Source organism: Pseudoalteromonas sp. BDTF-M6 (genome assembly GCF_018334135.1).
Taxonomy (GTDB): Bacteria; Pseudomonadota; Gammaproteobacteria; order Enterobacterales; family Alteromonadaceae; genus Pseudoalteromonas.
In genome coordinates this window covers 901,609-924,021 of record NZ_JAGXTQ010000001.1, presented here as the reverse complement: position 1 = coordinate 924,021, position 22,413 = coordinate 901,609, and the positions used below count along the sequence as shown (strand labels likewise).

Annotated in this window: 24 protein-coding genes; 5 read left to right on the top strand and 19 right to left on the bottom strand. The window is 51.6% G+C overall.

Annotated elements, in window-relative coordinates:
- Positions 1-17: 17 nt before the first annotated feature.
- Both KD147_RS04145 and KD147_RS04140 read right to left on the bottom strand, forming a co-directional pair.
- Complete coding sequence (locus tag KD147_RS04145) at positions 18-794, bottom strand: CLCA_X family protein (RefSeq protein WP_212547001.1); 777 nt, start codon at positions 792-794, stop codon at positions 18-20.
- Positions 791-1,372, bottom strand: coding sequence for a tRNA-uridine aminocarboxypropyltransferase (locus tag KD147_RS04140; protein WP_212547000.1), 582 nt, complete (start codon positions 1,370-1,372; stop codon positions 791-793). The genes KD147_RS04145 and KD147_RS04140 overlap by 4 nt, the downstream gene beginning before the upstream one ends.
- A gap of 115 nt (positions 1,373-1,487) precedes the next feature.
- On the opposite strand from KD147_RS04140, the gene KD147_RS04135 reads away from it, so the two are divergent.
- Entirely contained in the window at positions 1,488-1,829 is a 342-nt protein-coding gene (locus KD147_RS04135) for an Hpt domain-containing protein (RefSeq protein WP_212546999.1), read from the top strand.
- Positions 1,830-1,916: 87 nt separating this feature from the next.
- A complete protein-coding gene (locus KD147_RS04130; protein ID WP_105255593.1) occupies positions 1,917-3,134 on the top strand; it encodes a pyridoxal phosphate-dependent aminotransferase in 1,218 nt (405 codons plus the stop codon).
- A 68-nt stretch (positions 3,135-3,202) separates the two neighbouring features.
- Here the strand turns inward: KD147_RS04130 and KD147_RS04125 are convergent, their stop codons facing one another.
- From KD147_RS04125 to KD147_RS04095, 7 genes are all read right to left on the bottom strand, one after another.
- Entirely contained in the window at positions 3,203-3,877 is a 675-nt protein-coding gene (locus KD147_RS04125) for a M15 family metallopeptidase (RefSeq protein WP_212546998.1), read from the bottom strand.
- Positions 3,874-5,001, bottom strand: coding sequence for a succinyl-diaminopimelate desuccinylase (dapE, locus tag KD147_RS04120; protein ID WP_212546997.1), 1,128 nt, complete (start codon positions 4,999-5,001; stop codon positions 3,874-3,876). Before dapE ends, KD147_RS04125 begins: the two co-directional genes overlap by 4 nt.
- Before the next feature lie 8 nt (positions 5,002-5,009).
- Positions 5,010-5,357, bottom strand: a complete 348-nt coding sequence (locus KD147_RS04115; RefSeq protein WP_105189550.1) for an ArsC family reductase — start codon at positions 5,355-5,357, stop codon at positions 5,010-5,012.
- 15 nt (positions 5,358-5,372) lie between these two features.
- Complete coding sequence (locus tag KD147_RS04110) at positions 5,373-5,870, bottom strand: PTS glucose transporter subunit IIA (protein WP_105255590.1); 498 nt, start codon at positions 5,868-5,870, stop codon at positions 5,373-5,375.
- Complete coding sequence (locus tag KD147_RS04105; protein WP_105255589.1) at positions 5,867-6,250, bottom strand: ACT domain-containing protein; 384 nt, start codon at positions 6,248-6,250, stop codon at positions 5,867-5,869. The genes KD147_RS04110 and KD147_RS04105 overlap by 4 nt, the downstream gene beginning before the upstream one ends.
- A 322-nt stretch (positions 6,251-6,572) precedes the next feature.
- Positions 6,573-8,723 (bottom strand): phosphate acetyltransferase, encoded by a 2,151-nt coding sequence (pta, locus tag KD147_RS04100; RefSeq protein WP_105255588.1) that lies wholly within the window; start codon positions 8,721-8,723, stop codon positions 6,573-6,575.
- 2 nt (positions 8,724-8,725) lie between these two features.
- The gene (locus KD147_RS04095) at positions 8,726-9,925 is read right to left on the bottom strand and encodes an acetate kinase (RefSeq protein WP_212546996.1); all 1,200 of its coding nucleotides are present in this window, start codon (positions 9,923-9,925) and stop codon (positions 8,726-8,728) included.
- Between the two features lie 176 nt (positions 9,926-10,101).
- On the opposite strand from KD147_RS04095, the gene yfbV reads away from it, so the two are divergent.
- Entirely contained in the window at positions 10,102-10,548 is a 447-nt protein-coding gene (gene yfbV / locus KD147_RS04090) for a terminus macrodomain insulation protein YfbV (protein ID WP_212546995.1), read from the top strand.
- Here the strand turns inward: yfbV and rlmA are convergent.
- The 7 genes from rlmA to KD147_RS04055 all read right to left on the bottom strand — a co-directional run bounded on the left by rlmA (position 10,533) and on the right by KD147_RS04055 (position 17,931).
- Positions 10,533-11,342, bottom strand: coding sequence for a 23S rRNA (guanine(745)-N(1))-methyltransferase (rlmA, locus tag KD147_RS04085; protein ID WP_212546994.1), 810 nt, complete (start codon positions 11,340-11,342; stop codon positions 10,533-10,535). The genes yfbV and rlmA overlap by 16 nt on opposite strands.
- Positions 11,339-11,968 carry an energy-coupling factor ABC transporter permease gene (locus KD147_RS04080; RefSeq protein WP_212546993.1) on the bottom strand — a complete coding sequence of 210 codons (630 nt, stop codon included), beginning with the start codon at positions 11,966-11,968 and terminating at the stop codon, positions 11,339-11,341. Before KD147_RS04080 ends, rlmA begins: the two co-directional genes overlap by 4 nt.
- A gap of 6 nt (positions 11,969-11,974) precedes the next feature.
- Positions 11,975-12,784 (bottom strand): exodeoxyribonuclease III, encoded by an 810-nt coding sequence (gene xthA / locus KD147_RS04075; RefSeq protein WP_212546992.1) that lies wholly within the window; start codon positions 12,782-12,784, stop codon positions 11,975-11,977.
- Positions 12,785-12,898: 114 nt separating this feature from the next.
- Complete coding sequence (gene glsA / locus KD147_RS04070; RefSeq protein ID WP_212546991.1) at positions 12,899-13,906, bottom strand: glutaminase A; 1,008 nt, start codon at positions 13,904-13,906, stop codon at positions 12,899-12,901.
- Between the two features lie 37 nt (positions 13,907-13,943).
- On the bottom strand, positions 13,944-15,404 hold the full coding sequence (locus KD147_RS04065) for a DcaP family trimeric outer membrane transporter (RefSeq protein WP_212546990.1): 1,461 nt from the start codon (positions 15,402-15,404) through the stop codon (positions 13,944-13,946).
- 8 nt (positions 15,405-15,412) lie between these two features.
- Entirely contained in the window at positions 15,413-16,501 is a 1,089-nt protein-coding gene (locus tag KD147_RS04060) for a DUF481 domain-containing protein (protein ID WP_212546989.1), read from the bottom strand.
- Between the two features lie 137 nt (positions 16,502-16,638).
- Positions 16,639-17,931: an anti-phage deoxyguanosine triphosphatase gene (locus KD147_RS04055; RefSeq protein ID WP_212546988.1), complete on the bottom strand. Its 1,293-nt coding sequence runs from the start codon at positions 17,929-17,931 to the stop codon at positions 16,639-16,641.
- A gap of 160 nt (positions 17,932-18,091) precedes the next feature.
- Between KD147_RS04055 and KD147_RS04050 the strand changes: the two genes are divergently transcribed.
- Both KD147_RS04050 and KD147_RS04045 read left to right on the top strand, forming a co-directional pair.
- Positions 18,092-18,910: a glucosaminidase domain-containing protein gene (locus tag KD147_RS04050; protein WP_212546987.1), complete on the top strand. Its 819-nt coding sequence runs from the start codon at positions 18,092-18,094 to the stop codon at positions 18,908-18,910.
- Complete coding sequence (locus KD147_RS04045) at positions 18,903-19,550, top strand: DUF2987 domain-containing protein (RefSeq protein WP_212546986.1); 648 nt, start codon at positions 18,903-18,905, stop codon at positions 19,548-19,550. The genes KD147_RS04050 and KD147_RS04045 overlap by 8 nt, the downstream gene beginning before the upstream one ends.
- Before the next feature lie 50 nt (positions 19,551-19,600).
- Here KD147_RS04045 and ttcA read toward each other — a convergent pair whose 3' ends face one another.
- From ttcA to KD147_RS04030, 3 genes are all read right to left on the bottom strand, one after another.
- The gene (gene ttcA, locus KD147_RS04040) at positions 19,601-20,512 is read right to left on the bottom strand and encodes a tRNA 2-thiocytidine(32) synthetase TtcA (protein ID WP_212546985.1); all 912 of its coding nucleotides are present in this window, start codon (positions 20,510-20,512) and stop codon (positions 19,601-19,603) included.
- Between the two features lie 106 nt (positions 20,513-20,618).
- Positions 20,619-21,542, bottom strand: coding sequence for a universal stress protein UspE (gene uspE, locus KD147_RS04035; protein ID WP_212546984.1), 924 nt, complete (start codon positions 21,540-21,542; stop codon positions 20,619-20,621).
- Between the two features lie 105 nt (positions 21,543-21,647).
- Complete coding sequence (locus KD147_RS04030) at positions 21,648-22,403, bottom strand: FNR family transcription factor (protein ID WP_212546983.1); 756 nt, start codon at positions 22,401-22,403, stop codon at positions 21,648-21,650.
- Positions 22,404-22,413: the final 10 nt, after the last annotated feature.

Genomic DNA, 22,413 nt, shown 5'->3' with positions numbered 1-22,413 from the left:
TCAGGGCGGTCCTACCCTTATCCCAGTGATTGCCCCAAAAGGGTAAAATATTCCCGAAAACACGGCGCCAGCTTTGCCGCCTCATCGGCGTTGGGGTAGGCGCCTAACTTGGCCAATTCCCCTTGCTTGGTGCCACTGACCAAATACTGGTTTTTTATCTCGGCATTTTGCACATAGTGTTCAAACGCGCGAGCGCTCAGCTCTTCTGGCATGGCCAGGTAATATTGACCGGCACTGGCATCAAGTAGAGCATTGCGGCGCAAGTAGGCCGAGCTATCCGTTTGCTGCTCGTTTAAAAGGGTCAGGGTGAGCAGTTGCAACAGGGGCTGATTAAGTCGGTGCTCATTATAGTCATCCCGGGTCAGCCAGAGTTTGCTGGCAAACGCACGCTGGGATGTTGGCCCGGTAAATAAAAAACGACTGATGTAATGATCAAACGCATGCCACCACTCATGGGCAAAGGCGCCGCTGCCGGCATTTTTAGCCAGGGCTAGGGTACGCGTGCTGCTGTGATAATGCGCTTGTACACCCAAACGCCCGCCTTGTGCAAAGGCCAGGGTTAAGCTCTGGCGTAGGCCAATGACCTCGGGAGGAACCGCCAGAATTTGGGTGAGATCCGCTAAGGCATCGTAAACCAGGTTGGCGGCTCGTTGACGCTCTTCACTATTAACCCAGCGCCCCACACTGATGGCGCGCAGGCCAAAGGTGGTGCGTACCTCACGGAAGTCTACGTCCACCCCAAAACGGTAATCCGGGCCGCGGCGGTACTTATCCGCCATAAGCGATGAACTCATTTTTGATAACGTTGCTTAACGGCTGCGGGCATCTGCTTTGTTTGCATGGTGACAAAGCCCTCAAGCAAGTGCAACAAGGGGCGGGTATCGAGCCCTTCTAGGTGCGCTAAACAATAGGCGCTGGCTTCGAGTGTCGATAGGCTTTGCTCGCGATTGGCCTTACGAATATGGTAACGGCTGGCGGGAACCTGGTCGAAACTCAGGGCCTTAAGCTCATGTAACCAGGGGTTTTGTTGCCACAGCCTATGCACCTTACTCCAGGTGCCATCGAGAACAATAATATGCTCAAGGGGGCTGTGGCACTGCTCCACGGGCTCGGCGTCTGTGCTTGGGTATAACAGCGCACAGGCCTGCTCGCTAATGGCTCTTACCTCGGCAAAATCCTCGGGGTGCTCACCTACACAGAGCTGTACATTAGTTAATCCCAACTGTAACAGTGGGGTGGTGCTTTTAGCCTGCTTTTGTTCGTGGGGATGTTGCAATACCCAAAGCTTAATGCGGTTATCGATTTGATTAACAAAGGGACACACACAACTGCTGGGAGGGTAGTGACACCGGGAGCAAAGAGGACGAGCCATGGCAAAAAGTATGAATTAGGGGTCTATGGCGCCATTGTACTGGTTTTGGCTATTTGCTCCAAGTTGCGCATTTGCTATCCTTTGCCGGGCCACTGATAAACAAGGAAAAGGGAACATGGAGATAAAAATTGATGAATCTGCGTTATTAGCAATGCAGGACTTACTCGGTGAGCACTTTGATGACACCCTCGCATTTTGCTTTAGTGAATTCTGTCGCTTACATGGTGCCTTTAAACAAACCTTGGGCAAGGAGCAAGGCGATGCCATTCGCAATATTCATAGCTTGAAGTCCAACGCCGCCCAATTTGGCGCCGTCACCCTGGCGGATACGGCAAGAGCCATAGAGCATGGCCTGGCCGAAGGCCAGCAACAGGCGCTGCAGGCGCAGATCGATGCACTCCCTAATGCCATAGAGCAAAGTATTGAGCTGATAAAGCAGTGGCAACAACAAAGTTGAAATTAATTCATAGCTAAGGGCATATCACATATAGCTATTTCCCGCTTGTGCCGATAATCTAACGGTAATAATTTGAAGGGGGAAAGCATGTCAGAAATTTTAAAAAGTCAGAAGTTACACGGTGTTTGCTACGATATTCGTGGGCCCGTGTTGGCTGCCGCCAAGGCCATGGAAGATGAAGGGCAAAAGGTGCTCAAGCTTAACATCGGCAATCCGGCGGCCTTTGGCTTTGATATGCCCGAAGACATGCTTAAAGACATTATTCGTAACCTCAGCTCGGCTCAGGGCTATTGTGATTCCAAGGGGTTATATTCGGCGCGGGTGGCCGTCTATCAACATTATCAACAGCGTGGTTTGCATAACCTCAGTATCGACAATATTTTTATCGGCAATGGCGTCAGTGAGCTTATCCAAATGGTAACCCAGGCCCTGGTGAACAATGACGATGAAATTCTTATCCCGGCGCCGGATTACCCCTTATGGAGTGCCTGTGTGACCCTGGCCGGCGGTAAGGCGGTGCATTATCGTTGTGATGAGCAGCAGGACTGGTTTCCCGATATCGACGATATTCGCAGCAAAATCACCTCCAGAACCAAGGCCTTGGTGCTAATCAATCCAAACAACCCCACGGGGGCGGTGTACAGTAACGACCTGTTGCTGGACTTGATCACCTTGGCTCGTGAACATAACTTGCTATTACTGAGCGACGAGATTTACGAAAAAATTCTCTATGATGGCACCACCCATAGTTCCATCGCCTCCTTGTGTGACGATGTGCCTGTGATCACCTTTAATGGCTTGGCGAAAACCTATCGTGCCGCTGGCCTGCGCATCGGCTGGATGGTGCTAAGCGGTCCGACGCAGCGTATGAGCGATTTGATCCAGGGGTTAGACATGTTGGCGTCCATGCGTTTATGTGCCAACGTACCGGCTCAATATGCGGTGCAGCAGGCACTGGGTGGCGTGCAATCCATCGATGCCTTGATCGAGCCCGGTGGACGTTTATACGAGCAGCGCAATATTGCCTGGCAGGGCCTTAACGACATTGACGGGGTAAGCTGTGTGAAACCCAAAGGAGCCCTGTATGGTTTTGCCAAGGTGGACACCAAGCGTTTTAATATCAGTAACGATGAAACCATGGTGTTGGACCTGCTGACACAGGAAAAAATTCTGCTGGTTCATGGTCGTGGCTTTAACTGGCCGGAGCCGGATCACTTCCGTATTGTCTTCTTACCCCATAAGGATGAGCTGGCCCCGGCGATGCAACGTTTAGGTCGCTTCTTTGAGCGTTATAAACAAGAATAGGGTTTAGCCCAAGGCCTAATTAAAGAAAAGCAGCGCGTTGGCGCTGCTTTTTGGTTTTTATGGAGTCTTCATTCCGGCGCGCAGAGGGTTTGCACGTAGCGCGCATAGAGCTCATCAAGATGGGGGAGGATCTCTTCTTTTCCCGCCACCTCAGATTCAATTAGGGCATCGGCTATGCTAGCTGGGGTTTGCCAACCTTGTAACGTCTCGGCACTGCTTATATGGCTGATATGCCAAGGTTCAGCGGCAACACCGCCCTGGTATTTTAGATAGGGGCGATAAAAACCCAGTTCATGCAGGTGTTCGCTTAACCAGGCGTTGAGCGTAGCAAAAGGCCCGCTGGGAGCATATTCATCCGGGCTCAGTTGCAGTTGATAATCCTCAGCCACCGCGCTTGGGTCCCACACATCAAAGTCACTGCCGAAATGGTGGCGACTGGCTCCGGGCAACGCCGAATAAAGCATGATGGCATGCAGGCGCTCTAACGGCGACAAGGCAGCGAGGTCGACCACCTGTTGTGAGGCATCAAAAACAGGTCGCACGCCCAGATACTTGTTGTTCCAAATCATAGCCTGGCGGGAAAAGGAGCGATATGCCGAGGCAATACGGAGGTCGATACCATCGGCCAGAGCACGGCGTTGCAAGCGCTGGAAGTCCGCCAGCGCTTCATGGTTTAGGCGCTGGCCTTGCCAGTCACACAAATGGGACTCGCTGCGCCCGGTGGCGCATAATGCCAGTGTCATGTTAGCAATCGCCTTAAGATCCCTTCGTAAATCAGTGCCAGCTTGTCTAAATCATCACAGCTGACACATTCATCGACCTGATGAATGGTGGCGTTTCGAGGTCCCAGCTCAATCACCTTGGCGCCCGTGGGGGCGATAAAGCGACCGTCCGAGGTGCCGCCACTGGTTTGCAGTTCAGCCTGATAGCCCATTTGCTCTTCAATCGCCCCTTGCACCGCGGTGGTTAACTCGCCCGGCTCGGTGATAAAGGGCTGGCCGTTGTGAGTCCAGTCGATATCGTAATTGACCTTATGCTCTGCCAGCAGGGCTAAGACACGGGCCTGGATCTGCTCTTTACTCAGCTCGGTGCTGTAACGGAAGTTAAATTGCACCTCCAGCTCTCCGGGGATCACATTGCCGGCACCGGTGCCCGCATTGATATTGGAGATCTGCATGCTGGTGGCGGGGAAAAACTCGTTGCCATCATCCCATTTTTCCTGACACAAGGCCTGTAAGAAGGCGGTGGCCTGATGCACCGGATTCTCGGCCAAATGGGGATAGGCCACATGGCCCTGCTTGCCCTTAACGGTTAAATACGCGGTGAGCGAGCCACGGCGACCGTTTTTGACCACATCGGCCAGCTTGTCGGTGGAGGAGGGCTCGCCAACGATGCACATATCGATTTTTTCATTACGCGCTTCCAGGGTGTCAATCACCCTTGTGGTACCGTTGATAAAGGGACCTTCTTCATCCGAGGTGATCAAAAAGGAAATTGAGCCCTTGTGTTCGGGGTGGTTGGCAATGAAGCGCTCGGTAGCCACCACCATGGCGGCCAAAGAGCCCTTCATATCGGCGGCGCCGCGGCCATGCAAATAGCCTTCATGCTCTGTGGCCGAAAAGGGCGCAAAGCGCCATTTGTTTTCATCGCCCACCGGCACTACATCGGTATGTCCGGCGAAGCATACATTGGGCTTGCCCTGACCCTTACGCGACCAAGTGTTAAGGGTATCGACGAAAAACATCGGCTCATTGGTAAACCCGATCTTCGCTAAACGCTCGGCGATAACATGCTGGCAGCCGGCGTCTTTAGGGGTCACCGAAGGACGGCGGATTAACTCTTTAGCCAGGTCAATGACAGCACTCATGGCGTTTCCTATGCAAAAATGGCGTCGTAGTCCGCCGCCTTAAAACCGATCAAATGATGCTCGTCGGTGCGCAGTATGGGGCGCTTTATTAAGGCCGGAGACTCCAGCATCAGGGTCATGGCCAAGTCTTTATCCAATTGCTGCTTTTGTTCATCGCTAAGCTGGCGATAGGTGGTGCCGCGCTTATTGACCATGGCTTCCCAGCCGAACAAGGCTTCAAGCTCGGTGAGTAACGCCAAGTCCAGGCCTTGTTTGCGATAGTCGTGGAACTGGTATTCTACGTTATTATTTTCTAAATGTTTTTTTGCTTTTTTAATGGTATCGCAGTTACTGATACCGTACATAATTGTGGTCATAATCTGTATGTAGCTTTAGTTGCCGATAAATAATAAGGGTTCATTGGCCGCAACCTGCTGCTGGCAGTAATAGGTCAGCGTCGACGGCGCGAGATTGGTGATCATGATAGCGGCCAAGGGCGCAGATTTAAACTGCCGCAGGTCGAAATAGGCAATTTCTTCGCCGCGCGTTAAGGTGGCGCCGTCTAAGTATTTTAATTTTGCCTTGTTGCAAATACTGGGTTCATCAAGGTGTAAATAGAGCAGAATCTCAAGCCCGTGCTGGCTGCGAAAATGCCATTGTTTTGCTCCTTCGCTGACTTTCACCAAGGTGCCGTCACAGGGGGCTAGCAGTTTATGGCCGCGCATCTGGATGCAAACTCCGGGGCCTAATAAACCCAGCGCCATCAGGGCATCGGGTGCCTCGGTCAAGGGTAAAACGGCGCCGCTAAGGGGGGCATAAAGAGTTGCAGTCGATGGTAGGGTGCTCTGCGACAGTTCACGTGCGGCGATTAGTTGCGCTGTGTAGTTCATGAACGTACGTTATATCCTTCTTTTTTTAATGAATTCATGGCGTTTTTAACTTGTATGCGTTTGACCAAGATGTAATCGGTGTCAAAGGTGGAAATGGCAAAGATGGAGATGTTAGCGCGAGCTAAGACACCGGAAATATTAGACAAAATGCCGGTAAGGGAAAAGCCCAGTGGCCCCAACACCTCCAGCGCCACCCAGCCGGGTTCCTGCTCCAGGCTATCGAGTTTAATATCACTGTTACAGACGATGGACAGTTCATCTGCGGTTTTACCTACAAAGTAGACTTCGCTTTGAAAAATAATGCCCGGGATGGCAGCCGTGCTGTCGAAGCTGTGAATGGTGAATTCATGCGGGAGTAATTGGAGCGTTTGTTTGGCCATACAGATCCCCTTGGGTTAATACCAATTCTGTTAAGTATGTGATCAGATTTAGCCCGCTAGAATGATTAGCTATTTGAGCGAATTGGTATAAGTACAAGTTATACCTAAAAAGCGCAATTTATGCCACCGGAAGTTGCTCACAATAGCTGTGGATAAGTTTGGGGGTAGGGTGGTCGATAGTTTTTATCTTATTGAAATATAATAAATTTAATGCTCTGTCTGTTTATTGATCAACACCCGGTTGGTTGTTGCTAATAACGAAATAAAAAGGGTGCCCCCGAAGGTGCACCCTTGTGATTATGTGCCTAACATAAGCGAGGAATTAGGCTTGGCTCTGATCCGCTTGAATGGCGGTCAGGGCGATGGTGTAGACGATGTCATCCACCAAGGCACCGCGGCTCAGATCGTTGACCGGCTTGCGCATCCCCTGCAGCATAGGGCCGATACTGACCAGCTCGGCGCTTCGTTGTACCGCTTTGTAGGTGGTGTTACCGGTGTTCAGGTCGGGGAAGATAAACACAGTCGCCTGTCCCGCGACCGGGCTGTTAGGCGCCTTTTTACGGGCCACATTTTCCATGATAGCGGCATCGTATTGCAGTGGACCGTCGATGATTAAGTCGGGACGCTTTTGTTTCGCTAATTCGGTGGCCTCGCGCACCTTTTCAACGTCGGCGCCGGCCCCTGAGCTACCGGTACTGTAGCTGATCATCGCCACCCTCGGTTCGATACCAAAGGCGCTGGCAGAGTCGGCGGATTGAATGGCGATGTCCGCCAATTGGGCAGCGGTCGGATCCGGGTTAATGGCGCAGTCGCCGTATACCAACACCTGATCCGGCAGCAGCATAAAGAACACCGACGAGACCAGAGACGACCCCGGTGCGGTTTTGATCAGTTGCAGCGGCGGGCGTATGGTATTGGCTGTGGTGTTCACGGCGCCGGAGACTAGGCCATCCACCTGGCCCTGGGCCAACATCATGGTACCAAGCACCACGTTGTCTTGCAGCATTTCTTCGGCCACGACCTCGGTCAGCCCCTTGCTCTTACGCAGCTCCACCATGGGCGCCACATAGTCACGACGGATCTGCTCTGGGTCGAGCAGTTGCATGCGCTCGTTGAGTTCAACCCCTTGTTGTTCGGCAATGCGGGTGATCTCCATAGGGTCGCCCAGTAACACCGTATTGGCAATGCCACGCTCGCCACAAATAGCCGCCGCTTTTATGGTGCGGGGCTCTTCGCCTTCGGGCAGCACAATGGTTTTATTGGCGCGACGGGCCTTATCCGTTAATAGATAGCGGAATGCCGGTGGCGACAACTTACGGGTTTTTTGCGACTGCTGTGCGAGACTATCGAGCCAGTCGGAATCGATAAAGGTGGCCTGATGCGATTTCACCTTGTCGACGCGCTGCTCATCATCGCAGGGCACTTCTAAATTGAAGTTGTGCAGCAGCAAGGAGGTGCGCCACGTATCGTGCTCGGTGGCCAGGATCGGCAATCCGGTTTGCTCCATCGCCTGATGGCACAACTCCATAATGCGGGGTTCCGGTTCAATACCACCGGTGAGTAAGATGGCGCCTATCTTGGTGCCGTTCATGGCCGATAAACAACCGGCAACCAGGACATCGGAACGATCGCCCGGCGTGACCAGCAGGACCCCGGGAGAAATGTGGTTCAGCAGGTTAGACACAGTGCGGGCACAGAAGGTTACCCGGCGCAGACGACGGTGCAGCAGGTCGCCTTGGTGAATAATGCGGGCATCTAAATAATTGGCCAGATCGATGCCACGCGGGGCCACCAGTTCAAAGTCCCAGGGAATGGTGCCCAAGAGTTGGAACGGGTGCTTGCGAAACAGAGGCATGGACGCCAGGCGGTTAATTTCGTTATCCAGTAAATCCGGGTTGAACTGCTCGACCAAATCAGCACGGGCTCGGCCTTGCTCATCAAGCGGCGCATTGACCTTGTTGAAAATACAGCCCAACACTCTTGGATGGGCGATGCCACCATAGTTGCCGGCGGCGATTTCCAACTTGTCCTCAAGCTCTTCCACCGTGTCGTTGCTCGGGGTCACCACAAAGACGATATCGGCGCCCAGGGTTTGCGCGATTTCTCGGTTGACGCGCCCGGCATAGGGTTGGTTGCGGGTCGGTACCATGCCCTCAATAATGGCGATTTCATCGTCGTTAATGCCGCTTTCAAAACGCTCAACGATTTCTTCGAGCAAGGTATTGCCCTTACCATCGCCGATCATCTTTTCAGCGTAGGCCAGTGAAATCGGCTCCGGCGGGTTAATGCTCGAACCAATTTTCACTATGGCGGTGGACTTTTCCGGACCACATTCGCCCCGACGTGGCTGGGCTATGGGTTTGAAAAAGTTGACCTTCAGTGCTTTTTGTTCCAGCGCCCGCACCAAACCCACCGACACCGAAGTCAGACCAACACCGGTGGATACGGGAATAAGCATAATACGTCTAGACATGATCAGGCTCCTTTGGCCAGACGAGCCGCATCCTGGCAGATCATCCATTCTTCATTGGTCGGCACCACCATGGCGGTAATTGGGCTGGTGTCACTGGTAATGATGCCACTTTTGCCAAAACGTGCGGCCAAGTTACGCTGTTCATCGAGTTGCCAGCCCAGGAAGCTAAGGTGCTCAAGCACCTTGGCGCGAATAATGTCTGAGTTCTCACCTATACCGCCGGTAAAGACTAGGGCGTCCAAACCCTTTAACGGCACCAGGTAGGCGGCAATTTGTTTGGCCAGGCGGTAACAAAAGATATCCAGCGCTAAAGTGGCTTGCTCATGTCCCTCTAGATAGGCCTCTTCTATGGTGCGACAGTCATTAGACAATTCGCTAATGCCGAGTAAACCACTTTGCTGGTTGAGCATGGTATTGACCTCGGCCACCGAATAGCCAAGCTGACTGGTAAGGTAATCGAATAAACCCGGGTCGATGTCACCGCTGCGAGTACCCATAACCACGCCTTCAAGCGGGGTCAGTCCCATGCTGGTATCGACACTTGCACCATTTTTAATGGCACAGACGGAGCAGCCATTACCCAGGTGGGCGGTGATCAGGCGATGATTATCCGCGGCCAACCCCAGGTCCTCGACGGCCTGGTTGGAAACATAATGATGACTGGTGCCATGGAAACCATAACGGCGTACACCATGCTCTCTGTACAGGGAATAAGGCAAGGCATATAAAAACGCGTGCTTGGGCATGCTCTGATGGAACGCGGTGTCGAATACGGCCACTTGGACCAGCTTAGGAAACGCCGTTTGCGCTGCCTTAATACCCGTGAGGTTGGCAGGGTTATGCAGTGGCGCTAATTGGGCAGTCTGGGTAATGGCGTCAAGCACGTCCGGGGTGATCACCTGAGAGCCGGTAAACTGCTCACCACCGTGAACCACACGGTGACCGACGGCAATCAAATTCTTGGCCAGATCATATTGGTGAATAAGTGCGACAAGGGCGTCGATGGCAATTTTGTGATCGGCTCCGCTGGCTAATGCGTTTTGCTCTTTGTTGCCGGCGAATTTATACTTTAAGGTAGCGTCGTCGTTATGGAGGCGTTCGGCCAAGCCGCTTAACAGCTCATCGCCGCTGTTGGCGTCGATAACCGCAAATTTTAGGCTCGAGCTGCCGCAATTTAAAACTAGGACGTGTTGTACAGACATTTGGTAGACCCGTGGTTGAATATCAGAAATTAAACCCCACGTTTACCTAAAGTAATAGCTTTTAACCTGGTCATAATAGCTATGACCAAAGGCTACATTTAGACTAAGGTATTATTGCAGTGGGACCGGCTATTTTACCTTATATTGCCACTAAACGTTAGCTGTAAGGGGCGTAAATGCAAAACAGTATGATGGCACAAATTCAACAAGGGCATAGCTACGCCAAACTCTGGCCGCTGCGCCGAGAGCTGGCTCCCATGTTTGTGGAAAACCGTATTATCAGTGCCACCTTATTCGCCATTAAGGTAATGCCGGTGCTGGCGCTCACCAGCTTGGTGGTGCAATTGCAATTATTGGGTCAGTATTACCTCGGGCCAGCGCTGGCGTGCGCCTTATTGATTTTGTCTTTGCCGGTACAGGGGCTGTTATGGCTTGCTAAGCGGGCGTCATCGCCGCTGCCGCCAGCACATGCCCATTGGTACAAGGAGTTGTATACGAAAATGGTGGCCCAAGGCTATCAAGGTGCTCCGGCCAAGGCCAAGCCTCGTTATCGAGAGTTGGCCCTGCTGCTAAAGGACGTGTTTGATAAAATGGATAAGACCTTTCGTCAGGAACTCTTCTGAAACTCGCTGAGGTAAAACTCGGCCTGCACCTTAAATTCCGGCTGTGCTTCAAGTGCGGCCAATTGTTCGACACTAAACTTCCAGGCAAAGGGCGTCATTAAGGCCAGATCTCTCGCCTGCTCGCCAGTAAGAGTCAGAGTATGGCTAAGCAGTTGTTCGGCGCTGCGAGTAAAGCCGGTGGGTATGTCAACCTGCTGATGCTCACGCACCTCACGATAGATAATCTCTTTAAGCTCGGCCAAATGTCGCGGCCCGGGGGAGGCCACCACCAGGTGTCCCTGTGGCGCCAACAAACGAGCGCTTTCTTGGGCAAAGATGGGCGCAAACACACTGGTCACGACCGACGCCGAACCGGCCTTCAAGGGGATCTGTTTGCTCGATGCCACCGCAAATTCGCAGGTGTCATAGCGTTTGGCGGCGTAGCGCACCGCCGGCTTGGCGATATCTATGCCGTAGACCTGACCCTTGTGCTGTAGCTGGTTTGCTAGTTCGCTGGTGTAGTAGCCCTCACCACAGCCCATGTCGATGACCGCCGTGTTCGCCTGATGCAAGGCGCTAACGCGTTCGGCCAGTGCCTGGCGTAAAAACTGATAATGGCCCGCTGATAGAAAACGGCGTCTGGCCTGCACCATGTCTTGATTGTCACCGGGCTGTTTTGATTTCTTGTATTGCACCGGCAATAAATTGATGTAGCCCTCTTTGGCATAATCGAACTGGTGTCCTTGTTCACAGCTTAGGCCGTTGCCCTGGCGGGCTAAAGGTTGTTGGCATAACGGGCAGCGATAAGCACTCATGGTGCAAGGTATTCCTTATCATAAAAGGTGCGCACCCAATGGGGGCGATAGATCACCAGCAGAGTCATGGCCATCCCGGTGAGCATGGCTTCCGGGAACCAGATAAGCGCACTTAGAATCACGTAGTTGTCCATCAGCATAGACCATTCATAGGTGCCAATGGCCCAGTAATACAGCGCACCAACTAAAATCTTCAGGCAATTGGCCAGCGCCGCACAGAGAAAACTACAAACGAATAGATAGATAAATAAATGGCGTGGCAGCAGGTTATAAACCAACACAAAGACACCATAGCTAAAGTAAATGGGGATAAGTGCCGTGGTGATCACAAACACAGCGGCGTTTTCCCAGGCGATGGTCGAAAAGCTGGCAAGCAAGGCGGTGGCGAGTATCGCGGCCAAAGTGGCTAAACGCCAACCGAGGATCAACGTCATCGCTGTAATACCGAGAATATGTATATCCAGCCCCGGGGCAATACCGGCCTTAATTCGCCACAACAGCGCTAACACCAGGGCGCAAGCAAAGAGCCCGGTTTGTCTTGCCGGACGGTGCCATAGACCAAGCAGGCTGGGTTTATCCAGGGTCAACATTAGGATAATCGCCAGGGCCAAGGTGCTTACCAACATAACCAATTAGCCCTCGAAAGTGCTCCACACCGGCGCGTGATCCGAGGGTTTTTCAATACCCCGTAGCTCATAGTCGATACCGCTGTCGGTTAATGATTCGGCCAAGGCGGGGGTGGCTAGAATAACGTCGATACGCAGACCGCGGTTGTCGTCGAAACCCTTGGAGCGGTAGTCAAACCACGAATATCTGTCGTCAACGTCCGGGTGTAGCTGTCTAAAGGTGTCCACCAGGCCCCAATCGGTGAGGGTGGCCAACCATTGTCTTTCTTCAGGCTGGAATGAGCATTTACCGGTTTTTAGCCAGCGCTTCTTATTGGCTTCGCCGATGCCGATATCTAAATCGATCGGGGAAATATTGATATCGCCCATTACCACTAGCTTGCTGTCGGCGCTGTATTGGCTGCTTAGCTCGGCCATCAGGTCGCTGTAGAATTGACGTTTATAAGGGAACTTGGTCTCATGATTGATATTATCGCCTTGTGGGAAGTAGCCATTGAGCACGGTTACATCTTCCCCTTGGGCATTTTCGACGGTCACCGCAATCATGCGTTTTTGGTGCTCGTCGGTGTCGGTCGAAAAGCCTTTTTTCACCATTTTGGCCGGCTTTTTGGTCAGCATGGCCACACCGTAATGGGCTTTTTGGCCATGAAAATAAACGTGATAACCCATGGCTTCGACATCGGCGATGGGAAACATTTCATCATGCACCTTAATTTCTTGTAAGCCGATCACATCCGGTTGATGTTTGTCGATGAGTGCTTGAAGCTGATGAAGGCGAGCGCGTAACCCATTAATGTTGAAGGAAATTATTTTCATTGGTGATTAATGACGAAAGTTATTATTAATAGCGCGCCAGTGTAGCATTTTGTGCCCTTGGAAGGAATCGCCACAACACCGCAGGGGGCGCTTTTCGCCGCCCCGCATCTTGTGTTAGTCCTGGTGGCTGAATATATTTGCCTTGGCTTTGTCGGCAATGTAATCAATGGCTTTTTGGGCACGTACACTGTTGCCGGCACCATCTAGGCGTGGTGAAAAGGCGGCAATGGCGAACTTACCCGGCATAATCGCGATAATGCCACCGCCAACGCCACTTTTTGCTGGTAGGCCAACGGTGTAGGCCCACTCACCACTGGTTTCGTACAAACCGGCGGTGGTCATAACCGCCAAGACCCGCTCAACATTATCGGCACTCATCAATCGCTCGCCACTAATGGGGTGGCTACCGCCATTGGCCAGCACAGAAGCCATCATGGCCAGGTCTTTGGTGGTGACTCCCACAGAGCACTGGCGGGTATAGATATCCAGGTTAATATCCACATCGCCGTAAAAACGATGGTAGGATTTAAGCAGCTCGGCAATGGCCAGGTTATGACCATTGCTGTTGGACTCGGAGCGATAGACGTCCTCAATGACCCCGAGTCTACGGGTGGCAAATTGCTCATACCAAGCACTAATGGCCTGCCACTTTTGCTCGGCGTTATCGCCGCCTATCAGGCTGACCGTGGCCATGGCTCCGGCGTTTACCAAGGGGTTGACAGCTCTGGCCTCATTCAACTCAATGGCGGCCACCGAATTAAAGGGCAGGCCGGTGGCGTTAACACCGATTTTATCCCGGATAGCCTCGGCTCCTTTTTGTTCCATGGACAGGGCCAGGGTGAACACCTTGGAAATGGACTGAATTGAAAAGAGAGTGTCGATATCGCCACGGCTAAAAACCGCACCATCGACGGTGACCACGGCAATGGCAAAAAGTTCGCTGTCGACCTTGGCTAGGGCAGGAATGTAATCTGCATTGGCGCCACTCTTATCGTCTTTATACAAGGCGTGGGCCTGGGCTAATACCTGCTCAACCTTGGCGGCATCGTAGGGCCTGGCATCGAGTTGTGTAAAGGGCCCAAGGGCCAACACCAATAACAGCGGATAAAGTATCTTTTTCATTTGTGTGAGTCCTTATCACTCAATGGGAAATGCGGCTCTAATATTTAAAGCCAAAAGAAGTCTGCAAGCGGATATTGTCGCCCTTATCTCCCTGATAATTTTGCAGCTCACCATATTGCAACTCGATCCCGAGGCGCGACATGATGGTGGGGTTGTAAATCAGGTTTACCGTACTGTAGAGACTGTTGTTAAAGGACAGGGGATGCTGGGTAATGATGTTATCGATATCCACGTAGCTGATGCCAATGGATGAGGTGTAGCTGTCGTTCCACTGTTTATCCAGATAGATAAAGCCGGCTGTGGCCCCGATGGCGGTCAATTCGCCATTGCCGTCCAGGCCGGCGTCGCTGCCGCCGGTGATATCGGCGTAATAATGGCAGCAGGGATCGTTAAGGTAGCGGCCAATGCCTTTGCCGTTGGCCAGCTGGAATTTGAGGCTATGGCTGTAGCCCAGATCATAGGTGCCGCTGACATTGATACCCCAGCCCCATACCTTGTCTTCTTGCTGGGTGGTTTTATATCCCAAATAGCGCAGCAGCAGTGCGGTTTTAATATACCCCTGGTCAAATTGGTAGGTATAGCTGGCACTGGCATCGGGCCAGTCGTTTTGTTCGCTATAGTTCAGGGACGCCGGGTCGATATAAACCGGTAACGCAAGATCTGCATCTGAGCGCTCAATGCCCAGGGCCCAAGAGCTGCCGTTGCCTAAACTGCGGCGATAGCGAATTTGCGGATGGCGGGCAAACACCATGGCCGATGGACCCCAATAGTCGAGGATATTGGGAAAGGAGTTGATGTCCATAAAACCGCTAAAGGTCTGCCCGGCCCCCCAGCTACCCAGCTCTCCCCAGAGGTGAGTGAGATTAAAATCGGCATTGCCATCGGCATCGAACATATCAAACTCAAAACGTGTGGTCATATCGCCATGCTCGGTGGGGGTATGACTGCGAAAGGAAAGTTTAGATTGCCCGGCGCTGAGCAGGGTGTCATCGTCACTGGCGTTGCCTTCAAAGAGAATGGACGAGGTTTGGAAGGCGCCGCGGTTGGCCATTTCACCATCGTTATAGATGGCGTCGAGCCAGATTTGCCCGCCGATTTGCAGGGTGGTTTCCGAGTCGCTTAGGAAAATGCTTTTTGGTGGCGTTTTGAAACGGTAGCTTGGGCGTTCGTACTCGTGATAGAGACGGCCATTGAGCTTGCTTCTAGGCTCCTCGGTTTGGGTTTTGACCGTAGTGAGAGGACGTTTTATCGCCGCTATTTCGGCGTTCTTGAGCTTAAGTTGTCGTTCAATCTCAGCATCCTTTTGTTTTAGTTGCTGCTCTAATTCTGCAATGCGACGCTCCAGGGCGGCTAAGCGCTCTTCGACCGTGGCGCCTTGTACCGGCGTGGCCAATATCATCAGAGTTAGGGCCAAGCCAAGAGCCGTGCCAAAGGCGGGGCCCTTGGTGGGGCTTTGTACTGCGACGCCGTTGAGGCGTTGAGGATGTATCTCAGCCATAGTCACTCCTATAATTCGACGGCAAAGTTGACAATCATCTTGTAGTCGTCCTTCTTCGGCACACTGCCATCGGCGTTGGCAATGGGGGATTGCAGGTGGTCCCAAAGCAGTGATATATCGAAATCGATATCCTTGGTAATGTCGATGGAGGCACCGGCCAGGGCATGTTGGGCATTGCCACCGGCGGCCTGCTCGGCAAAGGTAAAGCGGTAGTCAAAGTTTAAATCTATGTCAGACGTCAGCTCATAATCCATATTTGATGCAAAATAAACTGAGGTCGAGGAGTTGCTGCTGGCGGCATCGACGCCGACATTGGCAAACTGTGTACGTTGATAGGCCGGACCCAGACCGATATCCCACTCCCAGCGTTGATTATCAACCACGTAATAACCCACCCCGGCGCCCAGGGTGTACTTATGATCGATATTTTGAAATGGGTCACGATAGTATTCGAAAAATACCGGACGAAAATACAGCGCCTTGGTATAAAACCAATCAAAGGTGCCGTTGGCGCGAACATTGTTTTCTGTGACTTCTTCGTCGTTACTGGTGCGTGCCGCCAGGGCATTGATCAACAGTCGGTTAGTGGCGGTGCGCCGCTTAATGTCGACACTGGCGGAGAGCTCGGTTTGTTCCGTATTACCGCGGCTGAGATTGGCGCCAATACCGACCTTGGCATACCAGGCACCGCCGACATTGTCTGCGCTGGCGGCGATGGAGACCAGGTCTTTGGGCAAATAGGTAAGTTGTCGTTCGCCCACTTGGACATAGTTTGGGCCTATCAGCAAGGGTCCTTCGCTAACCGAGCCATCATTAAAACGCACACTATGGGCTCTGCCGGATATCACCATGTGCACGTCTTCGCGGTCGATAAACAGGGTGTCGAGTATGTCGCTGTCAAACTCGATTTGTTTGTCGTACATGGCCTTGAACTCGCCCTTTAGCCACTCCCCCGAGCTCAGGCGTATCCAGTCATATTTATCTATGTCTTTGACAATGGCTTGGCGTTCTTCAATAAATAACGAAGGCTGTTGAGCGTAAACCCCAGGCGCTAATAACAGAGAAAAAATAACAATCAACAGGGCGAAAAATGGCATCGCGACTTCCTTTGCAACTCGGTTTCCAACATGAATGAATAAACGCAAGTAATTGCCTATTAATAATAGGTCAATCTGCCGAGGGTACAAACGGGCGCAGCGCAATGCTGGGTATCTTGGGAGGAAAGCCTGTTAGGTTAATAAGCGCCGCTGCTAAATAGACGCTGGTGGGTTTTATAGGCATATTCATCGGTCATACCGCTGAGATAATCGCACAACACCCGATAGGTGCTGGTACCGCGTTGTTCCGCTTGGCGATAAGCGATTGCGGTTGTTTCCGGTAACAGGCGAAGCGGGTCGCTGGCAAAGGCTTCAAACAACTCGATGATCAGCTTCTGACCGTTAAACTCGATCTGCTGCATATGCGGGGCGCGAATAAGGCGCTTATAGATAAAGCCTTTAAGGCAATCCAGCAGGGCCTGATAACTCGGTGGCAAAGCCACCTGGTAGCTGAGAATATCGCAACTAAAGCCCCCCTCGGTGGGCAACAGCCTGGCCTGGGTAATAAACAAATTAACCAATTCACCGATAATGTCCTTGCGCTGTGCCTCGCATTGGAAAAATAATCGTTGCGCCATATTGGCATCGCTTAACCAGGGGCAGTCGAGGCCAGCCAGAACGGGCTCGGCATGAGATTGCCAATCGTGAATGGTGATCTGCTCGGTGGCAATGGCATCCTCCAAATCATGAACCGCGTAGGCGATGTCATCGGCCAGCTCCATGAGGGAGGCATCGACCGACTTATATAAGGTTTTGGCACGGAAACTATCCAGTGGCTGATGGCTTTGGAACAAGGCACGATCGGCGTTACTGAAAGGGGCGAAGATCCAGTCCACCAAATCAATGTCGTCGCCATACAGGCCTTTGGCGGGGCGCCACTCATTGGCTTTAATATAGCGCTGCTGCGCCGGTTCCGATGGCTTGCTATGCCATAAGGTATCGAGCATTGCCGGGTATTTGATAAAACCCAGCAGGGTACGACGGGTGAGATTCATGCCATAGCCCTGGGTATAGGGCTCGAGCTTGGCGACAATCCGCAGGGTCTGGGCATTGCCTTCGAAGCCACCGTGTTCACGCATCATATAATTAAGGGCAATTTCCCCGCCGTGGCCGAAAGGCGGATGACCGATATCGTGTGCTAAACACAAGGTTTCCAATAAGGAGTCATCGGGTAGGCATTTGACCTCGGGGTGCTGTCGGCCCAAATGGCGCAGCAGACCGCTGCCAATTTGGGCCACTTCCAAAGAGTGGGTGAGGCGGGTACGGTGAAAGTCGTTGAGACCAATGCCCATGATCTGCGTTTTTGCCTGTAAGCGACGAAATGCAGCGGCATGAATGATACGTGAGCGGTCCACCTGCCACGAAGAGCGATTATCGTTGGGGCGGTGCTTATCTTCACCTGTACGTCTTTGTTGCCAAATATCGGCCATGCAATACTCGTCACCCTGAGTCTTATATACTCAGTGTAAACAATAAATAACTCATTGTCTTGTATGATGTTAGCGCTTAAGTAGTGATTATTTCGTATTTGCCTCTGTTAGGATATAATGCGCCGTTTGTTTATCCAGACAGATGAATTCTAGAGGTGTCATGATCAAAAAACTGGGACTCGTTTTATTCGCCATCGTATCCATTACCGGTATTTTGTACCCTTTTATTTGGGGGCAGCAAGAACAAGGGGCACAAGTCACAGACGCGACTTCTGAGCAGGCGGCTAAAAAGCCGGTGGTAGAGAAACCACGGCATAATGTGAAGTTGCCGAACTTTGCACAGGTTACCGATATCAAAAAGAAAAAATCCCTGTTTTTTGACTTTATTCGTGGACCGGTGGAAAAAGCTAACAGCCGAGTAAGGGAGCAGCGTGCGACCTTAGAAATTGCCCTGATGATGGTGCAGTATCAGCAGGCCTTATCCACCACACAAGAGCAAAAGGTGGCAGACATCTTTGCCGAATATGGCCTTGAGGATGAAGAAATCGGCGAACTGTCATTGCAACAGTCATTACGTCGAGTGGATGTGATCCCTAAAGAGTTGGTGATGATGCAGGCGGCCAATGAGTCGGCCTGGGGCACCTCGCGTTTTGCCCGTATTGGCTTAAACTTTTTTGGTCAATGGTGTTTTAGCGAAGGCTGTGGCCTGGTACCCAAGCGCCGTAATCAGGGGGCTAAGCATGAAGTGGCCGTGTATCAGTCGGTGCAAGAGGCGGTTGATGCGTATTTCTATAACATTAATACTCATAATGCCTATCGCGAGCTGCGTGATATTCGCGCCGAATTGCGCCAGGCGCAACAACCGTTGAGCGCGAAAGCGCTGGCCTATGGGTTAATGTCCTACTCCGAACGCGGTGAAGCCTATATCGAAGAGCTGCACGCGATGATAGATCACAATGAGGCGTATTTTGATGAATAAATTGTCTTCCTGGATATCCCCCTTATTAATTTTGTCGTTTGGCGCGGCCGCCGAGCCCGTAGTCATGTCTTACGACGGGTTTTATGACCGCATGGAAGTGGTGAATGAGGGCGAATATCAGTATGCGCAGGTGGGTTTCTATTTAAAAACCTATGCCGATGCCAAGCCGTGCGATATTACCGAGGGTGAAATTTTAACGGAAAAACAAAGCTACTCCTTGACCTATAACGACAAAGGTCAGTTGTTTTTACCCTTTGATAAAGAGCTTGATACTCACAAGGCCATGGTCGTGGTAACGCCCGCTGATGCCGGTGGCTGTCAGTTAAGCATGCAAATTGAAGCGAAAATGCCGCAACAGGGGATCACCGCTGGGCAGCTCTATCAGGTAAATGAAGAATTTGAGGAGCTATTAGCGGATCTTTCCGGTTTCTTCGTAGGGACCCTGATGTCTTTCTTGTTACCGGAGCAGCAGGGCATTCAGCTGCACTTTAACGGCTCGGTACCGACCAATGTGCCCACCGATTGGCAGTGCGTCGACACCCGCTGTAAGGTCACTATCAAAAATAAGTGGCAAGACAGTGAGACGGTATTGGTAGATGGTAGCAAATTGGCACGTATTACCCCCTGGATTGCTAAATAATCCGAGCTTAGGTTTTACACCAATAAAAAAAGCGCCGTTCGGCGCTTTTTTTAACTTAGCTCAATGGCTTGAACTTTAACCACGCCTTCAGCGGGGGCATCTTCGCGAACCGCTTCGTTAAACTCCACCTTATCCATGGCCAAGTCGCCGCCGTCGATCACCTCGCCGGTTTGCAAGTCGCTAAAGGCAAATAAATTGGTGTCGGCTAGGTGCGATGGCACCACGTTTTGCATCGCGGTAAAGATACTTTCGATGCGCCCCGGGTGTTGCTTATGCCATTGCTGCAACATGGCTTTGACGTTTTGTCGTTGCAGGTTTTCCTGCGAGCCACACAGGTTACAGGGGATAATCGGGAACTGCTTATGCTCGGCATACTCAGCGATATCCGCTTCTTTACAATAGGCCAGTGGACGAATAACCATATGCTGGCCGTCATCGCTCATGAGTTTCGCCGGCATACCTTTTAACTTGCCACCATGGAACATGTTCAAGAACATGGTTTCGATCATATCGTCGCGGTGATGGCCCAGGGCTATCTTAGTCGCGCCCATTTCTTTGGCGGTGCGATATAAAATGCCGCGACGCAGGCGTGAGCACAGCGAGCAGGTGGTTTTGCCTTCGGGGATCTTATCCTTGACTATGGCGTAGGTGTCTTCCTCGACTATCTTGTACTCGATACCCAACTCGTTTAGGTACTGCGGCAAAATATGCTCAGGAAAGCCCGGTTGCTTTTGATCCAGGTTGACGGCGAAGAGTTCGAAACTGATCGGCGCCGAACGTTGCAGGTTCTGCAGGATATCCAGCAGGGTGTAGCTGTCTTTGCCACCGGACAAGCACACCATGATGCGATCGCCTTCTTCAATCATATTAAAGTCGGCAATGGCCTGACCGGTATGGCGGCGTAAGCGCTTTTGCAGTTTGTTGAAATTGTATTGCGCTTTGGCTTGTGCTGAATGCGACACCTGGGCACCCTCGTTACGGCTAAAATCAAAGGCGCGTATTATAGGCTGAGGCTCTCAAGGCATCAAGAAAAAGGCAGCTGATGCTGCCTTTGGGTGTTGAAAAACGTTAATCTTCTAGGGGGCTGCGATAGCCGTCCGGCTTAAGTGCCAGTACATCGCAATCAAGGCTATCGATCACATGCTCGGCGGTGTTACCCACGAGTGCAGCACTAAACCCGGTACGACCCACGGTACCAATGACCACTAATTCGCTGTCGAGTTTCTTCGCCAAGCGAGGCAGTACGTCTTCGGGTAGGCCTTCTTCCACATGTTGATGATGTTCGGCAATATCAAATTGCTTCCCCAGCTCCCGGGTAGAATTAAGGTGGTGCTCTTTCACCGTTTCATTATATTGAGACGGGTTAAACTCTGGGATTTCGATGGCAATATTGACCGGAGTTGCCGGGTAGGCATTGACCAGGTGCAGATCGCCCTGAGCGATTTTGCTAATAAACTGGGCATCCTTAATAATGCGATGGCTCAGTGCTTGATGCTCTTCATCATCACTGGATGCATTGACGGCCGCCAAAATAGCACCGCCAACCAGCCACTTATGGTCTTTCACCAACAACAACGGAGTGGGGCATTTACGAATAAGGTGCCAGTCGGTCGGGGTGAAAATCACCGATTTAAGGGCATGATGCTGATGGGTGCCCTTGATCACCAAGTCATATTCATGCTCTAACACCTCTCGAATAATGGCTTCAAAAGGACGATTATGCCACACCACCTTGGTATCGAAGCTGATGTCCTCATGCTGTGCCGATAACGATTGTAGCCACTGCTGTTTATCTGCGATCACCGCTCTGCGCATGGCTTCACGCTCATCGCCGCTAAGCATGGTGGTCATTTCATAAGAGAAATCGTAGATGGATAAGAAGGCGGTGATTTTTGCGCCGGTGTTGCGCGCTATTTCAGCGGCTCGAGATAAGCTCTGTTGTAGCTCGACGGAAGGGTCGACAACTGCGAGTATTCGTTTAATTTTGTCCATTATGCGCCTCCTTGATACCTAATTTTAAGAGTATTTCAATACATCTTTGAGTGTAATCGAAATCTCTGATATTTAAAGGCGCTAATGGACTTAGTTTGAGTCAGATCAACTGCTTGGCGCAGAAATAGCTGCGGCCTGAGCAAGTTGCTGATGATCGTTGATGGTAATAAATTTACCGTCGACGCTAATAAAGCCACTTTTTTGGAAACGGCTGAGTAAACGGCTGATGGTTTCAACGGTTAAACCCAGGTAATTGCCAATTTCGCCACGGGTCATGGTGAGGCGAAATTCACGGGCCGAGAAACCACGCTCGCTAAAGCGGCGAGAAAGGGTATGCAAAAACGACGCTAGGCGTTGCTCCGCAGTCTTTTTATTCAGTAGCAGCAGCATTTCCTGATCGTAATTAATCTCGTTGCTCATCAGGCGCATGATTTGCTGGCGCAATTTAGGTAAGCGTCCGGCCAAATCATCGAGGGTTTCAAAAGGAATTTCACATACCATGGACGTTTCCAAGGCCTGAGCAAAGCTTTGGTGGGTGAAGGTATGAATGCCATCGAACCCCACTAGATCTCCCGCCAGGTGAAAGCCAGTGATTTGCTCTTCGCCTTGCTCAGACAGGGTGAAGGACTTAAACGAGCCACTGCGTACTGCGAAAATGGACTTTAGCTTAGTGCCGGATTCGAACAGGTAGTCGCCCTTATGCAATGGCTTTTTGCGCTCAATGATTTCATCGAGGCGGTCCATTTCTTCGCCATTTAAGCTAAAAGGAAGGCACAACTGTGAGATTGAGCAGTTGTTACAGCTAATGGTGCAATTCGATTTACCGGCGAATTTACCAGAAAGTTGTGTTTTTACGTCCATTTTACATTCC

Coding starts and splice junctions, on each gene's coding strand:
- KD147_RS04145 (WP_212547001.1), bottom strand. CDS start 794: ATGAGTTCATCGCTTATGGCGGATAAGTACCGCCGCGGCCCGGATTAC.
- KD147_RS04140 (WP_212547000.1), bottom strand. CDS start 1,372: ATGGCTCGTCCTCTTTGCTCCCGGTGTCACTACCCTCCCAGCAGTTGT.
- KD147_RS04135 (WP_212546999.1), top strand. CDS start 1,488: ATGGAGATAAAAATTGATGAATCTGCGTTATTAGCAATGCAGGACTTA.
- KD147_RS04130 (WP_105255593.1), top strand. CDS start 1,917: ATGTCAGAAATTTTAAAAAGTCAGAAGTTACACGGTGTTTGCTACGAT.
- KD147_RS04125 (WP_212546998.1), bottom strand. CDS start 3,877: ATGACACTGGCATTATGCGCCACCGGGCGCAGCGAGTCCCATTTGTGT.
- dapE (WP_212546997.1), bottom strand. CDS start 5,001: ATGAGTGCTGTCATTGACCTGGCTAAAGAGTTAATCCGCCGTCCTTCG.
- KD147_RS04115 (WP_105189550.1), bottom strand. CDS start 5,357: ATGACCACAATTATGTACGGTATCAGTAACTGCGATACCATTAAAAAA.
- KD147_RS04110 (WP_105255590.1), bottom strand. CDS start 5,870: ATGAACTACACAGCGCAACTAATCGCCGCACGTGAACTGTCGCAGAGC.
- KD147_RS04105 (WP_105255589.1), bottom strand. CDS start 6,250: ATGGCCAAACAAACGCTCCAATTACTCCCGCATGAATTCACCATTCAC.
- pta (WP_105255588.1), bottom strand. CDS start 8,723: ATGTCTAGACGTATTATGCTTATTCCCGTATCCACCGGTGTTGGTCTG.
- KD147_RS04095 (WP_212546996.1), bottom strand. CDS start 9,925: ATGTCTGTACAACACGTCCTAGTTTTAAATTGCGGCAGCTCGAGCCTA.
- yfbV (WP_212546995.1), top strand. CDS start 10,102: ATGCAAAACAGTATGATGGCACAAATTCAACAAGGGCATAGCTACGCC.
- rlmA (WP_212546994.1), bottom strand. CDS start 11,342: ATGAGTGCTTATCGCTGCCCGTTATGCCAACAACCTTTAGCCCGCCAG.
- KD147_RS04080 (WP_212546993.1), bottom strand. CDS start 11,968: ATGTTGGTAAGCACCTTGGCCCTGGCGATTATCCTAATGTTGACCCTG.
- xthA (WP_212546992.1), bottom strand. CDS start 12,784: ATGAAAATAATTTCCTTCAACATTAATGGGTTACGCGCTCGCCTTCAT.
- glsA (WP_212546991.1), bottom strand. CDS start 13,906: ATGAAAAAGATACTTTATCCGCTGTTATTGGTGTTGGCCCTTGGGCCC.
- KD147_RS04065 (WP_212546990.1), bottom strand. CDS start 15,404: ATGGCTGAGATACATCCTCAACGCCTCAACGGCGTCGCAGTACAAAGC.
- KD147_RS04060 (WP_212546989.1), bottom strand. CDS start 16,501: ATGCCATTTTTCGCCCTGTTGATTGTTATTTTTTCTCTGTTATTAGCG.
- KD147_RS04055 (WP_212546988.1), bottom strand. CDS start 17,931: ATGGCCGATATTTGGCAACAAAGACGTACAGGTGAAGATAAGCACCGC.
- KD147_RS04050 (WP_212546987.1), top strand. CDS start 18,092: ATGATCAAAAAACTGGGACTCGTTTTATTCGCCATCGTATCCATTACC.
- KD147_RS04045 (WP_212546986.1), top strand. CDS start 18,903: ATGAATAAATTGTCTTCCTGGATATCCCCCTTATTAATTTTGTCGTTT.
- uspE (WP_212546984.1), bottom strand. CDS start 21,542: ATGGACAAAATTAAACGAATACTCGCAGTTGTCGACCCTTCCGTCGAG.
- KD147_RS04030 (WP_212546983.1), bottom strand. CDS start 22,403: ATGGACGTAAAAACACAACTTTCTGGTAAATTCGCCGGTAAATCGAAT.